General features: G+C 56.9%; 18 protein-coding genes. 9 read left to right on the forward strand and 9 right to left on the reverse strand.

What is annotated here, in order from left to right; all coding sequences use genetic code 11:
• Positions 1–192: 192 nt before the first annotated feature.
• Together ACK4S7_RS00565 and ACK4S7_RS00570 are read left to right on the forward strand one after the other, a co-directional pair.
• Positions 193–666: a copper chaperone PCu(A)C gene (locus ACK4S7_RS00565; RefSeq protein ID WP_409643381.1), complete on the forward strand. Its 474-nt coding sequence runs from the start codon at positions 193–195 to the stop codon at positions 664–666.
• A 123-nt stretch (positions 667–789) separates the two neighbouring features.
• Positions 790–1,254: a vgr related protein gene (locus tag ACK4S7_RS00570; RefSeq protein WP_409643383.1), complete on the forward strand. Its 465-nt coding sequence runs from the start codon at positions 790–792 to the stop codon at positions 1,252–1,254.
• On the opposite strand, the gene ACK4S7_RS00575 is transcribed toward ACK4S7_RS00570, so the two are convergent.
• The 3 genes from ACK4S7_RS00575 to hrcA all read right to left on the reverse strand — a co-directional run bounded on the left by ACK4S7_RS00575 (position 1,243) and on the right by hrcA (position 4,447).
• Complete coding sequence (locus tag ACK4S7_RS00575) at positions 1,243–2,640, reverse strand: MATE family efflux transporter (RefSeq protein WP_409643385.1); 1,398 nt, start codon at positions 2,638–2,640, stop codon at positions 1,243–1,245. The two genes, ACK4S7_RS00570 and ACK4S7_RS00575, sit on opposite strands and share 12 nt — an antisense overlap.
• 98 nt (positions 2,641–2,738) lie before the next feature.
• Positions 2,739–3,314, reverse strand: coding sequence for a nucleotide exchange factor GrpE (gene grpE, locus ACK4S7_RS00580; protein ID WP_409643387.1), 576 nt, complete (start codon positions 3,312–3,314; stop codon positions 2,739–2,741).
• Between the two features lie 89 nt (positions 3,315–3,403).
• On the reverse strand, positions 3,404–4,447 hold the full coding sequence (hrcA, locus tag ACK4S7_RS00585) for a heat-inducible transcriptional repressor HrcA (RefSeq protein WP_409643389.1): 1,044 nt from the start codon (positions 4,445–4,447) through the stop codon (positions 3,404–3,406).
• An 83-nt stretch (positions 4,448–4,530) separates the two neighbouring features.
• On the opposite strand from hrcA, the gene rph reads away from it, so the two are divergent.
• The 4 genes from rph to ACK4S7_RS00605 are packed head-to-tail and all read left to right on the forward strand — an operon-like array spanning position 4,531 to position 7,983.
• Entirely contained in the window at positions 4,531–5,244 is a 714-nt protein-coding gene (gene rph, locus ACK4S7_RS00590) for a ribonuclease PH (protein ID WP_409643391.1), read from the forward strand.
• Positions 5,245–5,254: 10 nt separating this feature from the next.
• The gene (gene rdgB / locus ACK4S7_RS00595; protein ID WP_409643393.1) at positions 5,255–5,884 is read left to right on the forward strand and encodes an RdgB/HAM1 family non-canonical purine NTP pyrophosphatase; all 630 of its coding nucleotides are present in this window, start codon (positions 5,255–5,257) and stop codon (positions 5,882–5,884) included.
• A 20-nt stretch (positions 5,885–5,904) separates the two neighbouring features.
• A complete protein-coding gene (gene hemW / locus ACK4S7_RS00600; protein ID WP_409643427.1) occupies positions 5,905–7,074 on the forward strand; it encodes a radical SAM family heme chaperone HemW in 1,170 nt (389 codons plus the stop codon).
• Positions 7,075–7,095: 21 nt separating this feature from the next.
• The gene (locus tag ACK4S7_RS00605) at positions 7,096–7,983 is read left to right on the forward strand and encodes a tyrosine recombinase XerC (RefSeq protein WP_409643395.1); all 888 of its coding nucleotides are present in this window, start codon (positions 7,096–7,098) and stop codon (positions 7,981–7,983) included.
• Here the strand turns inward: ACK4S7_RS00605 and ACK4S7_RS00610 are convergent.
• The 4 genes from ACK4S7_RS00610 to rsmI are packed head-to-tail and all read right to left on the reverse strand — an operon-like array spanning position 7,940 to position 10,734.
• Positions 7,940–8,584: a DedA family protein gene (locus ACK4S7_RS00610; protein WP_409643397.1), complete on the reverse strand. Its 645-nt coding sequence runs from the start codon at positions 8,582–8,584 to the stop codon at positions 7,940–7,942. The two genes, ACK4S7_RS00605 and ACK4S7_RS00610, sit on opposite strands and share 44 nt — an antisense overlap.
• On the reverse strand, positions 8,584–9,546 hold the full coding sequence (gene gshB, locus ACK4S7_RS00615; RefSeq protein WP_409643400.1) for a glutathione synthase: 963 nt from the start codon (positions 9,544–9,546) through the stop codon (positions 8,584–8,586). The genes ACK4S7_RS00610 and gshB overlap by 1 nt, the downstream gene beginning before the upstream one ends.
• A 10-nt stretch (positions 9,547–9,556) precedes the next feature.
• Positions 9,557–9,907: a YraN family protein gene (locus ACK4S7_RS00620; protein ID WP_409643402.1), complete on the reverse strand. Its 351-nt coding sequence runs from the start codon at positions 9,905–9,907 to the stop codon at positions 9,557–9,559.
• Positions 9,904–10,734 (reverse strand): 16S rRNA (cytidine(1402)-2'-O)-methyltransferase, encoded by an 831-nt coding sequence (rsmI, locus tag ACK4S7_RS00625; RefSeq protein WP_409643404.1) that lies wholly within the window; start codon positions 10,732–10,734, stop codon positions 9,904–9,906. The genes ACK4S7_RS00620 and rsmI overlap by 4 nt, the downstream gene beginning before the upstream one ends.
• A 33-nt stretch (positions 10,735–10,767) precedes the next feature.
• Here rsmI and ACK4S7_RS00630 point away from each other — a divergent pair, with 33 nt between their 5' ends.
• Entirely contained in the window at positions 10,768–11,934 is a 1,167-nt protein-coding gene (locus tag ACK4S7_RS00630) for a penicillin-binding protein activator (RefSeq protein ID WP_409643406.1), read from the forward strand.
• A 49-nt stretch (positions 11,935–11,983) separates the two neighbouring features.
• Here ACK4S7_RS00630 and def read toward each other — a convergent pair whose 3' ends face one another.
• Both def and recR read right to left on the reverse strand, forming a co-directional pair.
• Complete coding sequence (gene def / locus ACK4S7_RS00635) at positions 11,984–12,541, reverse strand: peptide deformylase (RefSeq protein WP_409643430.1); 558 nt, start codon at positions 12,539–12,541, stop codon at positions 11,984–11,986.
• A 31-nt stretch (positions 12,542–12,572) separates the two neighbouring features.
• Positions 12,573–13,169 carry a recombination mediator RecR gene (gene recR, locus ACK4S7_RS00640; protein ID WP_409643408.1) on the reverse strand — a complete coding sequence of 199 codons (597 nt, stop codon included), beginning with the start codon at positions 13,167–13,169 and terminating at the stop codon, positions 12,573–12,575.
• A 42-nt stretch (positions 13,170–13,211) separates the two neighbouring features.
• Between recR and fmt the strand changes: the two genes are divergently transcribed.
• Both fmt and ACK4S7_RS00650 read left to right on the forward strand, forming a co-directional pair.
• A complete protein-coding gene (gene fmt / locus ACK4S7_RS00645) occupies positions 13,212–14,117 on the forward strand; it encodes a methionyl-tRNA formyltransferase (RefSeq protein ID WP_409643410.1) in 906 nt (301 codons plus the stop codon).
• Positions 14,114–14,668: tRNA pseudouridine synthase A (locus tag ACK4S7_RS00650; RefSeq protein WP_409643412.1), on the forward strand; the 555-nt coding region annotated here is incomplete at its 3' end. The genes fmt and ACK4S7_RS00650, both read left to right, overlap by 4 nt.

Consider the following 14,668-nt stretch of genomic DNA (forward strand, 5'->3'; position numbering starts at 1 on the left):
CTTCACCCTGTCTCATTACGTACCAGCCCTATCAGGCACTGGTGTCTCCGCAACGTGACGTTGTAGCGGCGATATAGGTGCCAATTCTCTTGGCACAAGACTTCGGCACATCTAGATAGGCAAAAAGTAAGTAGAAATTCTGTATAGGACAGTCCCGATGCTGGACAAACCTGACAACAAGATGAGGGCAATATGAACCGACGGATATTCACATTATGCGCCACCGCGACAGCCTTGTTGCTGGGTTCATGCGGTCCAACCCCGCAGTTAAAAGTAAAGGAGGCCGTGCTTACATTGTCGCCAGTCGACAGCAATCCGTCGGCCTTTCATTTCAACGTATATGGCGGGCCAGAAGATGTATATTTGCTTCGTGTAAGTTCGCCGTCTGCAGTCCGCACGGAAATGCATGACGTAACGGTTGACGAAAAGACTGGCGCGGTGACCATGGCACCGATGGGTCGCGTGCTCATCCCATCCGGCGAAACAGTTGCCTTCAAAAAAGGCGGTAAGCATGTCATGATGTGGGGCGTAAACCTCATTCCACGCAGATTGGGCGAAATTGAAACCGAGTTTCTGTTTTCAAACAATGTCCGCATTCTCGTGAAAGCGCGTGTTCAGGAAGTCGACGGCAGCGATCCCGACGAGAAAAAGGCAATTGATGGGTAACAGATGCTTCGCAATATTTCCGTTACGATGTTCCACCACTTTCCGTTATCCCCGACATTGGGCATGCAGAGTACAAATTGTTTCAGGATGACCAACGACGACATAAGCAAGTGGGGCACATGAATGTTCGGCCCACATAAATCCGGCAGGCCTTTAACAGTGCGCGAACGGGCATTGGCAGAGTCGGTCTTTGGATCGGCGCTCGATTACCACAGTATCCGGATACATAACCGTAAATATTGGTGGCTTCAGCCGCGCCGCGTCACAATGGCACCCAATGGCCATTTGTGGTTTCACCCCAAAGGCAATCTGTTCTGCGATGACTTCTGCGATCGTGACCTGAAATTACAAGGCCTGTTCATCCATGAACTCGTGCATGTGTGGCAGCACCAAAAGGGCATTTTCCTGCCACTGCGTCGGCACCCGTTTTGCCGATATGACTACAGCCTGAAACCCGGATGGAAACTCGACCAATACGGGCTTGAGCAGCAAGCCGAGATCGTTCGCCATATCTTCCTTTTGCGTAACGGGGCGAAAGTCGCAGGCGCGCCGCCGCTTTCGCAATATGACGGCGTTTTACCTTTCTAATGGCAGCAGGCCAAGACGAGCCCGCATTGACCAGCGCACCAGCATCAGGACGGCAACAATGCCAAGCCCGGTCGCCAGGCCAACCCAAATGCCTACACCGTTCCACCCCTGCCAAAAGGCTAGCCACGCCCCAACGCCAATGCCTACCACCCAATAACCAAAGGCGGCGAACAGCATGGGCATAGTCGTGTCGTGCAATCCGCGCAGCATTCCAGCGCCGACGACTTGCGCTCCATCGACAATCTGGAATAGCGCGGCAATCGCAAGGAAGCTGATAGCAAGCTGAACAACTTCAGCGTTAATTGAAGCGTCCCTGTCAATGAACATTGAAATCAGCCATTCCGGCGAAGTCCACATCACCACGGCCATGGTCGCCATGAACCCGGTGCCCATGACAAAGCTGGTCCAACCCGCACGCCGGATCATCTGCAAATCACGCCTGCCGTAACCTATCCCAACGCGAACGGTAGCTGCCTGCGCGAGGCCAAGTGGGACCATGAAGGTAACGCTCGCAACTTGGAGCGCAATTGCATGCGCCGCGACCGAGGCGGTATCAATCAGGCCCATCAGCATGACCGCAACGCCAAAGACTCCGCCTTCAAGGCCCATCGTTACGCCAATTGGCAGGCCAAGTTTCCATAACGCTCGAAAACGAGGCCAGTCGCTGCGCCACCAGCGCCCAAATAGATGATAGCGCCGGAACTTGGGATGATAAGTGATTACCGCCACCATGCCCAAAAACATGAAACTATTGGCGAGAATGCTGCCAATGCCTGCGCCCACCAGCCCCAATGCCGGCACGCCAAGCTTGCCGAAAATGAGGACATAGTTAAACGCGGCGTTGGCGAAGACACCCAGTATTCCAATGACCAGAGACCACATGGGTTGCTCGAGAGCAGACAGAAAATTCCGCGCGATAATTAACCACAGAAAAGGCAGAATCGACCACATATAGGCCCGAACGTAGCTTTCTGCCTTGGACGCAAGCTCGGCTTGCTGGCCAAGTGCGAGCAGGACAGCTTCGGTTTGCCACAGGACCAGCCAGATCGGGATCATGATCGCGACCGCCACCCAAAGCCCCTGCCGGAATGTGCGGCGGATATCGCGCACCGAATGCGCCTTAGCACCGCGCTCGCTCGCCATCATCGGCGCAGTCGCGGTCACCAAACCCATGCAGAAAATCGCCGCGGTCATACACAGGTTAAACCCAAGCGATGCCGCGGCCAACTCCGTTGGCCCAAGCCAACCCACCATCACCACATCCGTCGCGCCAATCAATGACATCGACAGGTTGGTCAGAATCAGCGGCCACGCAAGCGATAAGGTTGCACGAAGCTCGTCGCGCCAAGGGGACTGACGGTCCATCGGGATTGCCGCTGTGGTCATGGGTGGCGCTGGATAGCGGAGACGCGCCGTCGAAACTACCCCCGAACTTTATCATTCCACCTGCGCGGGAATGACGGCTATGTTAGAGTGCGCGCAGGTTACTCCGCTGCCTTCGCCACCCCAACCAAAGCAGGCCGCAAAAGCCGGTCCTTGATCATGTACCCGGCCTGCATTTCGGCGATGATTGTGCCAGGTTCGGCATCGGTGCTTGGAATTTCGACCATCGCCTGATGCTGGTTTGGATCAAGCGGCATGCCCATGGCGGCGATGCGGGTAATGCCGTTTTTCGCAAACACGCTTTCCAACTCCCTGCCAGTGGCTTCCAAACCAATGACCAGCGGCTTCATCGCTTCGCTCTCACGCATTTCGGCCGGGATTGCTTCCAGCGCGCGTGACAGATTGTCGGACACCGACAACACATCGCGGGCAAAGCCTGTTGCGGCATAAGCTCGTGCGTCCTGCGCTTCTTTCTCCATACGGCGGCGCACATTTTGCGTTTCGGCCTGCGCGTACAAAACTTCCTGCTTGGCAGCGGCAAGTTCTTCTTCAAGCGCCGCAAGCTTGGCGTCGGCAGCGTCGGTCGCCTCTGGCGTATCATCCATCATATGCTCTGGCACGCCTTCAAGTTCCTGTTCTACTGCGGTATCGGAAGCCGATGATTTCTTGTCTGTCATAAACCTGATTAACCCATTTACGTTGCGACACTGAGGTCGTTTGTTGCTGACCGCATATAGAAAGCAATTCTATTTCATCAAGCGGCCAGTCACTTAATTAAACGGCTGAGCGCTTGCGCGGTAAAGTCCACCATAGGAACAATACGCGCGTAATTCAGCCGTGTCGGACCAATCACGCCAACAACGCCGACCACCTTACCACCCGCCTCACGATAAGGGGCGGCGATGACAGATGATCCAGATAATGAGAAAAGATTATTTTCCGAACCAATGAATATACGCGTCGATTGCGCCTCCCGCGCACTGTCGACCAGCCTTGCAATTTCCTCTTTGCTTTCCAGTTCATCCAGCAGTTGCCGCACGCGGTCAAGGTCTGCAGCTGCCGCATCGTCAATCAGGTTCGACTGTCCGCGCACGATGAGCACTGGCCTGTCATTCGCATCCAGCGACCAAATTGCGAGGCCATCCCGAACGAGCTTCTGGCTTGCGGCATCAAGCTCTGCTTTCTCGGCACGAATCTCGTGGTCGAGCCGCACCAGAGCTTCAGACAGGGTCAGCCCCGATAGCCGGAACGAGATGTAATTCGCTGCCTCTACGAGCATGGACTCGCTGATAGCCGGGTCAATCGAAACAAGCCGGTTTTCCACGCTGTTATCCGAACCCACCATGATCGCGAGCACTTGTGTCGACGAAAGGCGTGCAAAGCTGAATGCCTTCAGGACGGCGTCACGCTTTGGCACCAGGACGATACCGGCGCAGGCAGATAGCCCTGATAGAACGGATGTCGCTGCCGCCAGCGCCTCTTCAATTGGGCCATCGCCACTGATCTGTGATTCAATCGCGCGCTGTTCTTCGGCGGAGGGTTCTGCTGATTGCATCATGCCGTCAACAAACAGGCGCAGACCGCTCTCAGTCGGCACGCGGCCAGCGCTGGTGTGCGGTGAGGCGAGATATCCCGCCTCCTCCAAATCCTGCATAACATTGCGGATCGAGGCAGGCGAAAGGTTCAGGCCGGCAAATTTAGAGATTGTCCGCGAACCCACAGGCGCGCCATTGTCCAGATAGCTTTCAACTACCATCCGGAAAATGATCCGCGTGCGATCGTTCAGTTCATTGATGGGGGTCTGGCTCACAAGTCGCAATGTAGCGCACCGCGCGCTTGCAAAGCAAGCGGGGCAGGCTATTGCAGCGATCAACCCGTTATCAGGAGAACATCATGCGTCCATCCGGCCGTGCGCCAGACGAAATGCGCGCCATTTCGATAGAAACCCATTTCACTAAACATGCCGAAGGCAGTTGCCTCATCGGTTTCGGTGATACTCGCGTGCTGGTGACCGCCAGCATCGAAGACCGCCTTCCACCTTGGTTGCGCGGCAAGGGTGAAGGCTGGGTCACGGCAGAATATTCGATGCTGCCCCGCGCTACCCACACCCGCAGCCAACGCGAAGCGGCAAAAGGCAAGCAGTCCGGACGGACTCAGGAAATTCAAAGACTAATTGGCCGTTCCTTACGCTCCATAGTTGATCTCAAGAAACTTGGCGAACATCAGATCACCGTCGACTGCGACGTCTTGCAGGCCGATGGCGGCACCCGCACAGCTGCGATTTCCGGCGCTTGGGTAGCGTTGCGCCTTGCGGTTGATGGCCTGCTTGCGTCTGGCGCAATCAAGGAAGACCCGATTAGCGGTCGTGTTGCTGCCGTGAGCTGCGGAATCTTCAAGGGCACACCCGTTCTCGACCTTGATTATATCGAAGATTCCGATGCCGATGCCGATGCAAATTTTGTTTTGACGGAAGGCGGCCAGATCGCCGAAGTTCAAGCTACGGCTGAAGGCGCAACATATGATGAGGAAGGTTTGCTGCGTCTGCTTCGGTTGGCACGCATGGGAACCGACCGGATTTTCGCGGTTCAGGCTGAAGCGGTTAGGTAAGTAGACGTTTATGACTCACCGTAAACTCGAACCGGGTAAGTTGGTGATCGCCAGCCATAACGCAGGCAAGGTGCGCGAAATTCGCGCCTTGCTTGCACCTTTTGGCATCGAACCCGTGTCCGCTGGCGAACTGGGTCTGCCTGAGCCTGAAGAAACCGGCACCAGCTTTGCCGAGAACGCATTGCTTAAGGCTCATGCCTCCGCGCAAGGGGCGGGCCTCCCCGCGTTGGCTGACGACAGCGGCCTGTGTGTTAAGGTCTTGGGTGGCGCGCCAGGGGTCTACACGGCCGATTGGGCGGAAACGCAGCCGTTCGAAGGCGGGCCAGGTCGCGACTGGTACATGGCGATGGGCAAGGTTGAGGGTAAGCTGGCCGAGCTTGGTCCCGGCACTGACCGAAGCGCGTTTTTCATTTGTACGCTCGCGGTTGCATGGCCTGATGGACATCATGAGGTCTTCGAAGGCCGCGTGCAAGGCAGCCTTACCTGGCCGCCACGCGGGACGCTGGGCTTTGGCTATGACCCTGTGTTCGTGCCTGAGGGACGAAGCGAAACGTTTGCCGAGCTTAATCCCGAAGAGAAACATGCCATGAGCCACCGGGCCGACGCGTTCCGCAAGTTGGTGGCGGCAGTATTCTCTTGATCGCGGGCAGGTCAGGAAATCTGTTGCCCAGCCCCCTTGCCCTTTACATCCACTGGCCATTTTGCGTTTCGAAATGCCCATATTGTGATTTCAACAGCCATGTCCGCGAAACGGTAGACCAAGCCTCCTGGTGCGCGGCGTTGCTGGCGGATATGGCGTATGAGGCAGCGCTGACGCCGGGCCGTAAGCTGACGTCGATCTTTTTTGGCGGTGGCACGCCGTCGCTTATGCCACCGTCCACGGTTGCTGCACTGATTGAAGCCGCCGAACAATATTGGGGCTTTGCCAACGATATCGAAATCACCTTGGAGGCAAACCCCTCCTCGGTCGAGGCCGCGCGCTTCGCAGACCTTGCAGCGGCGGGCGTCAACCGCGTGTCGCTTGGGCTTCAGTCCTTGGATGATGACGCTCTTGGATTTCTTGGGCGCGCGCATTCGGTGGTTGAAAGCCTTAATGCCCTCACAATTGCCCAACGGCATTTCGGCAGGGTCAACATCGACCTGATTTACGCACGACCTGATCAGACGGCCAACCAATGGGAGGCCGAGCTCCAACGCGCCCTATCATTTGGCACAGACCATATGTCGCTATATCAGCTTACTATTGAGGCAGGTACGAGGTTCGAGACTTTAGTGCGCACTGGTCAGTTCGTTCCCGCCGATAATGATGATGCCGCGACTCTGTATGAATTGACCGGACACATAACGTTCGCCGCTGGTATCCCGGCCTATGAAATCAGCAACCATGCGCGCTCTGGCAGCGAAAGCCGCCACAATCTAAGCTATTGGCGTTATGATGATTATATCGGCATTGGTCCCGGCGCTCATGGACGTCGTCTCAACATCGCAACGCAACGTCATAAAAAGCCAGAGAATTTTCTGTCAGCCGTGGCGCGTAACGCGCATGGCATGGCTAGCGAGGACCAACTCGATGCCGCAAGTCGGGCCACCGAGAGCCTGTTAATGGGACTTCGCCTCGCCGAGGGTATAAGCCTAGTCCGATTATCGGAGCGGACAGCAATCGCCGCGAAGGACCTGCTTGACATCACCGCTGTCGAAAAGATTGCGCAGCTTGGACTGATCACCCTTGATGCCGATGGCGACCATGTAACGATAACGCCACAGGGCATGCCGTTGCTGGACGCCATCTTGCCGCAGATAGTAAATATTGAGGCGGATGCCATCTCCTGATAGATAAGGTCGCGAACCCACATGCCGTCCTTGCTTGCCGAATATCTAGCGTTCCTGACCGACAACCGCCGGATGTCGAAGCATAGCGTGCGCGCATATCACGCAACGGCGGATCGGTTAGCCGGATTTCTTGGTTCCCATTGGGGCACGGAGGTCGACCGCGAAACGCTGCGCAAGATTACGTCTGGAGATATGCGGGCGTTCCTGGCCGACCGGCGCGGTGATGGCCTCACCAACCGATCCACCGCGCGCGAGTTGTCCGCCACGCGACACTTCCTGCGCTTTGCTTTGGGTGACGATGTTACCCTGCCGGTCATGAAGGGCCCGCGCGTGCAGCGCAGCCTGCCGCGCCCTGTTAACCCTGATGATGTTCTGGCACTCGCGGATGACGTGTCGGACAATGCTAAAGACGGCTGGGTCGGTGCGCGCGACTGGGCGTTGCTGCTGTTGCTCTATGGTAGCGGCTTGCGCGTGAGCGAAGCGACTGGCCTAATGGGCGACATCTTGCCGCTTGGCAGCACGTTGCGGGTGACCGGCAAGCGCAACAAGACGCGCATCGTGCCGTTACTAGAGCAAGTCCGGACCGCCATTCAGGAATATCTGGCATTGTGCCCTTACGCTGTCAGCACGGACCAGCCGCTCTTTCGCGGCGCAAGAGGCGGACCATTGTCGCCTGCACTCGTGCGCCGCGCGGTTCAGGGCGCGCGCACGCGATTGGGTTTGTCAGACAGTACCACCCCCCACGCCCTGCGCCACAGCTTTGCCACGCACTTGCTAGCGGGCGGAGCGGACTTGCGCAGCCTTCAAGAGTTATTGGGCCACGCGAGCCTGTCGTCGACTCAGGTCTACACCGCTGTCGACACCGCTATGCTTCTGGATGAGTATCAGAACGCACATCCAAGGGCTTAGATGCAGGCTTAGCCTTCCATCTCACGAGCCGCCAAACATATGTCACGACGATAGCAGCGATGACCAGAGTCGATACAGGCCCGAGCCATTTTTCGACGTCGTCGAACTGCGACCCTAAAAAATACCCGGCGCAGGCCAATGCAGCCGTCCACCCGGCGGTTCCAATCGTCGAAAATATTACAAAGCGCCGAAATGTCATACCAAACAAACCAGCCGGTATCGAAATCAGCGACCGCAATGTGGGCAACATGCGCGCAACCAAGACGATGATGGAGCCATGCTTGCGAAACAGGCTCTGGCCGCGTTCAACCTCGTCCCAATCCAGTGTCAACCAACGGCTGTAGCGGTCGATGAAGATATGCATTCGCGCCTCACCGAATTTGGTGGCGACCCAATACCAAACCCAATTGCCAAGCATCGCGCCTGCTGTACCTGCCGCAATAGTCCCTGCAAGGTTCATGTTCCCCCGCGCGGAAGAGACACCAGCCACGGTCATGATGATTTCAGACGGTATTGGCGGGAAGATTGTTTCCAGCAGCATCAGCAACGCGACGCCCCAATAATGGCCCCATTCGACAAAGCGGATAATCCAGTCTTCCATCAATAATCCTCTGATAATCTGCGTTGGATCGCGTCGAGAATGCGCGATGGGGTGTCTGTGCCGTTGAACCGGTCGATTGCGACAATTCCCGTTGGCGACGTCACGTTAATTTCGGTCAGCCATTGACCGCCAATGACGTCGATGCCGACGAATATCAGGCCAAGCTCTTTGAGCCGTGGACCCATTGCGGCGCAGATTTCCAGTTCGCGTGGCGTCAGCTCTGTGGACTCTGCGCTGCCACCTACCGCGAGGTTGGACCGGAACTCGCCTTCGCCTGGACGGCGGTTGATTGCGCCGGTGACTTCACCATCGATCATGACGATACGTTTGTCGCCCTTGGCGACGTCTGGGAGGAAAGGCTGCACCATATGCGGTTCGGGCCAGGTGTTGTTGAACACCTCAAACAATGCACCTAGATTGCTGCCGTCTGCCTCAATACGGAAAATGGCTTTACCGCCATTGCCGTGTAATGGCTTTACGACCACTGCGCCATGCTGTTTCTGAAAATCGCGTACTTCGTCGGCGGAGCGCGTGATGATCGTCGGCGGCATATATTGCCTGTAATCGAGGACCATTACCTTTTCCGGCGCATTGCGGACGCTGGCAGGGTTGTTGACCACCAATGTTTCATGCTCAATACGTTCAAGCAGGTGCGTCGCCGTGGTATAGCCGACATGAAAGGGCGGGTCTTGGCGCATCAGCACTACGTCGATGTCAGAGCCCAAGTCTATCTTATTAAGTTCGCCAAAACGATAATGTGCGCCTTCAACGCGCTGCACATCATGGACCGGGTGCGCCCAGGCCGTCAGCCGGTCATTGGCGTCAAGCGTCAGCGAGCCAACATCATAGTGCCAGATGTCATAACCCCGGGCCTGCCCGGCAAGCATCAGCGCAAAGCTGGAATCGCCGTTGATGTTGATGCCGTCCATCGGGTCCATCTGGACCGCCATTTTGATTGCCATTCGCGAGTTCCTATCCGTGCCAGACATTTGGCAAATGATTGGGCCAGCGCCATGGCGCAACCATAATCACGTCAATCTGCATATTTTCACACTCTTTGCCATATTTGGGCAGCAGAATTTCTGCCGCGGCTGCCACGCGGCGTAACCGTGTCGCATCAATTGCGGTGGCAAGGTCAACGGTCTTCGTCCGCGCCTTTACTTCTACAAAAGCGATGCTTTTGCCTCGCCGAGCGATCAGGTCGACTTCGCCACGCGGCGTTTTCACGCGTTCACCGACGATGCGCCATCCTTTGAGGCGCAGGAACCATGCCGCAATCGCCTCACCGCGCCGTCCGCGCTTTTCGGCGGCAAGACGGCTCATTTTGTCTTCAATTCCGTAGCGCGCGCATAAACTTCGCCACGTTCGAGGCCAAAGCGCTTGGCAATCGCGCCTGCTGCCTTCGCTGCCGACATGGTCTCCAGCGCCTCCTTAAGGGCCGCATCCACGTCGCCCGTTTCAGTGGCAACTTCACCCGCAGGCGGACCGACAATCAACACGATCTCACCCTTTGGTTCATGCTCCGCATAACGCGCCGCCAGTTCCGCCGCAGTCCCTGTCACGACCTCTTCAAACTTTTTGGTCAGCTCACGCGCTACGGCGACTTCGCGGTCTCCATAGGTGTCAGCGATAGCGGCCAAACTTGCCGCCAAGCGCGGGCCAGCTTCATAAAACACCAAGGTGGCCTTAACCTGCCCCAGCTCCATTAGGGTTGCCGTGCGTGCCTTAGCTTTATTGGGCAAAAATCCAGCAAAAAGAAATCGGTCCGTTGGAAGCCCACAGATAGACAATGCGGCGGTGACGGCACTTGCTCCGGGTATTGTGAACACCGGCACGCCAGCCTCACGTGCGGAGCGTACCAGCTTGTATCCGGGGTCGGAAATCAAAGGCGTTCCGGCATCTGACACCAATGCGACCACAGCACTGCGTGCTGTCGCTACCAAGGACTCTCGATCTCCCTCATTACTATGGTCGTTGTAGCGACGCATTTTCTTTTTGATGCCAAGGTGATGCAGCAACTTGCCTGTCACGCGGCTATCCTCAACAGCCACAATTTCTGCGGCTTTCAAGAGGTCGATTGCCCTTTGTGACATATCTGCAAGGTTGCCGATTGGGGTCGCAACGACATATAAGCCCGACTCGAACATCATAGGATGTATATGCTTCTTCCCAAGGAACCCAGTATGAGCGCAACCATTGCCGCAACCAGCGAGCGGCCGCAAGCATTAGCAAGCCAGATCAAAAAGCTGTTCATTTTGGCAACAGTGATAATGCTGTCTGCCTGTAGCACGATACCACGCGGCAAGGGGCCGCCACCTGTAGTGACAGCCGACCCATCCGATGGAATGCACCGTGTCGCCTTGTTGCTGCCGATCACCGGGCCAGATGCAGACGTCGGCCAGTCCATCGCGAATGCGACCGCCTTGGCGTTGACTGACACCAAAGCCACCAATATCCGCATGATCACTTATGATACAGGTCCCGGCGTTGCAGCGGCAACAAAGCGTGCCATTTCTGATGGAAACAAGGTCATATTGGGACCATTGCGCGGCGACCATGTCGTCGAGGTGGCCGCTCTGGCTCGACCGGCGGGCGTTCCCATAATCAGTTTCTCGAACGATGTGGGTGTTGCCGGACAAAATGTTTTTCTGCTCGGCCACTTGCCAAACCAGTCCATCGAGCGGGTGGTGCGTTACGCCAAATCGCAAGGGCACAACCGTTTTGCAGGAATCGTTTCTGCCAATGTCTATGGCCAACGCGCGCAATCAAGCCTTAGTGCTGCGGTGCGCAGTGCTGGTGGCAGTCTGGTCGCCGTTCAGGAATCCAACGGTACCACAGCCTCGGCAGACGCAGCCGCCCGCCGGTTGGCCCAATTAGGTGACATCGACGCCGTGCTGATTGCCGACAGTGGTCGGGCTGCGATTGCAACTGTTCCGGCGCTGCGCCGCAATGGCTTGCGCACCGCGAAAATTCTCGGCACTGATTTGTGGAATATCGACGGCACGCTTGCGGGCAGTTCGCCCATGTATGGCGCATGGTTCGCCAGCGTATCGGACACTTTGTACACCCAATATGCGACGAAATATCGCGCGCGCTTTAGCAAGGCGCCCTTGCGGCTATCCAGCCTCGGTTATGACTCAGTCCTGTTGGTAGCGCGCATCGCCCGTGACTGGCGGCCCGGCACCAGGTTTCCTGTGGGCCAGTTGACTGATCCTCAAGGCTTCATTGGCGTTGATGGCGCTTTCCGTTTCAATGCGAACGGACTCACGGACCGGATGCTGGAGGTTCAGGAAATTCAGGCTGGCAAGTTCGTGACCGTAAGCCCCGCACCTAGCCAGTTTGCGAAATAAGCTAAAGATATAGGGACCCCGCCATGTGCGGGGTTCCAGCCACCACTACTTAGTGGCGGCAATGTTCGCCGTGGACATGTCCGCCGCCCATCTTGCGGGCCTTTTCAATTTTCTTCAACACCATCTGACGCTTCAGGCGCGATAGATGATCGATAAACAATATACCCTCCAGATGGTCCATCTCGTGTTGTAAGCACGTCGCCATAAGGCCAGTCATGGTCTCTTCGTGCACTTTGCCGTCCAAATCCTGCCAACGTGCACGAATTTGCGCAGGCCGCTCAACCTCGGCATATTGGTCAGGCACCGACAGACAGCCTTCGTTATACAGACTATGCTCGTCCGACGGATCCAGGATTTCAGGATTAACAAAAACGCGCGGCTTGCGAACGGGCTCTTCGCCTTCCCTCTCGTCTTCCTGCAGGTCGATAACCAGCAAACGCTTTGGCACACCCACTTGAATCGCCGCCAAGCCAATGCCCGGAGCAGCGTACATGGTTTCGATCATGTCATCGACGAGCGTCTTTAGATCATCGCCAAAGCTCTCGACGGGTTTAGAGATCGTTTTCAGCCGCGGATCGGGCACTTCAAGAATAGGTAAAATAGCCATGGGTCGCAGATAGGGACGGTCTTTGGAGAAATCAACCGACAGGACGTCGCGCGCGCAACGCTTGCGCCAAAGTGCCGTCGTCAAGATAATCCAGTTCCCCGCCCACAGGAACGCCATGCGCCAATTGCGTCAAGCGGATAGGAAATTGCTCAAGCCGTTCCGCCAGATAATGTGCGGTTGTCTGTCCCTCAAGCGTAGCGTTCATGGCAAGCACCACCTCATCAATACCGCCAGCAGCGATCCGGCTGACGAGTCCGTCAATGTTCAAATCCTCTGGCCGCACGCCATCGAGAGCTGACAAGCGGCCACCCAGTACGTGATACTTCCCTGGAAAAAGCCGCGATCTATCCAGTGCCCATAGGTCGGACACATCCTCTACGACGCAGATCGAACGGATATCGCGGCGCGGATCAACGCAGATCCCGCAGGGGTTTCCGGTGTCGATATTGCCGCAAATGCTGCAAACAACAAGCCGCTGTTCCACATGCTCCAACGCGCGCAAAAGGGGCTGCAGTACGCTTTCACGCTTTTTCATCAGGTGCAGCACCACGCGCCGTGCCGACCGGGGGCCAAGCCCTGGCAATTTCGACAATGCCTGTGCCAATGCGTCTATTTCTTGCGATGCCATGCGCTGGGTCTTAGGGGGCTTTCGAACAAAGGAAAAGTGACGATGCGTCTTGCCTTCATGGGAACACCCGAATTTGCCGTGCCAACGCTCGATGCGCTGATTGCAGCCGGGCATGAGGTGGTCGCAGTTTACACGCAGCCACCCCGCCCCGCCAATCGCGGCAAGAAACTCACACCATCGGCTGTGCAGCAACGCGCCGATGAAATTGGTCTGCCTGTGCGATCTCCTCTGTCACTCCGTCAAGAGGACGCACAGGCCGATTTCGCTGCGCTGAACCTCGATGCAGCCATCGTTGCCGCTTATGGTCTCATACTGCCCCCGGCGGTCTTGCAGGCACCAAAGCATGGTTGTCTCAATGTCCATGGATCATTGTTGCCACGTTGGCGCGGCGCAGCTCCAGTGCAGCGCGCCATCTTGGCGGGCGATGCTACCACTGGCGTGATGGTGATGCAGATGGAGGCTGGGCTCGATACCGGTCCTATCCGCGCTACGACTGAAATTGAGATCGCGCATAAAACAACCGGCATGCTCACCATGGAACTGGCAGAGCTCGGCGCGGAACTGATGGCCAGAGTACTGGCCGATTTGGATGCGTTTCCCTGCGTGATTCAGCCGGACGCGGGCGTGACGTATGCTGCAAAAATCGACAAGGCAGAAACGAAGTTGGATTTTACGCAACCTGCCGAAGCCGTCGAACGCCAAATCCGCGCTTTCAACCCAGCACCCGGCGCATGGTTCGAATTTGAAGGCGAACGCTACCGCGTATTGGCCGCCGAGATTACTGCAAACCGTGGCACAGCCGGCAGTGTAATGGACGATGCGCTAACTATCGCATGCGGCGTTGCCGCAATACGCCCTACGCTGATTCAACGGGCCGGCAAACCCGCCATGCCTACTGCAGACCTCCTGCGCGGCAAGGCCATTCCCGCGGGCACGATCCTTTCATGACTCGCTTCGCGCTCACTATCGAATTTGACGGCGGGCCCTATATGGGCTGGCAATGGCAGGACCATGGCCCGTCGGTCCAAGGTGCAATCGAAGAGGCGATCTTCAAGACCACTGGCGAGAAGACATTGGTTTACAGCGCTGGCCGAACCGACGCAGGCGTTCACGCGCTTGGTATGCGCGCGCATGTCGATGTGGAAAAAGGCCTATCCGCTTTTCGCTTGATGGAGGCCATCAACGCCCATTTACGCCCGCACCCAATCGCGATATTAGCATGCGAAGAAGTCGCCGACGATTGGCATGCACGTTATAGCTGCATTGGCCGCGCGTATGAATATCGCATCCTTAACCGCCGCGCATCGCTCACACTTGAAAGGGGCCGCGTCTGGCGCGTTGGAGCTGAACTAGACGCCGACGCCATGCATGAAGCCGCGCAAATCCTTGTCGGCCTGCATGATTTCACGACCTTCCGTTCCACTGCGTGCCAATCCGCAAGCCCCGTGAAGACGCTTGATCGGTTAACAGTGTGGCGTGAAGGGCAGCATCTGTTTTTC

Source organism: Sphingorhabdus sp., assembly GCF_046292425.1.
GTDB lineage: Bacteria > Pseudomonadota > Alphaproteobacteria > Sphingomonadales > Sphingomonadaceae > Sphingorhabdus_B.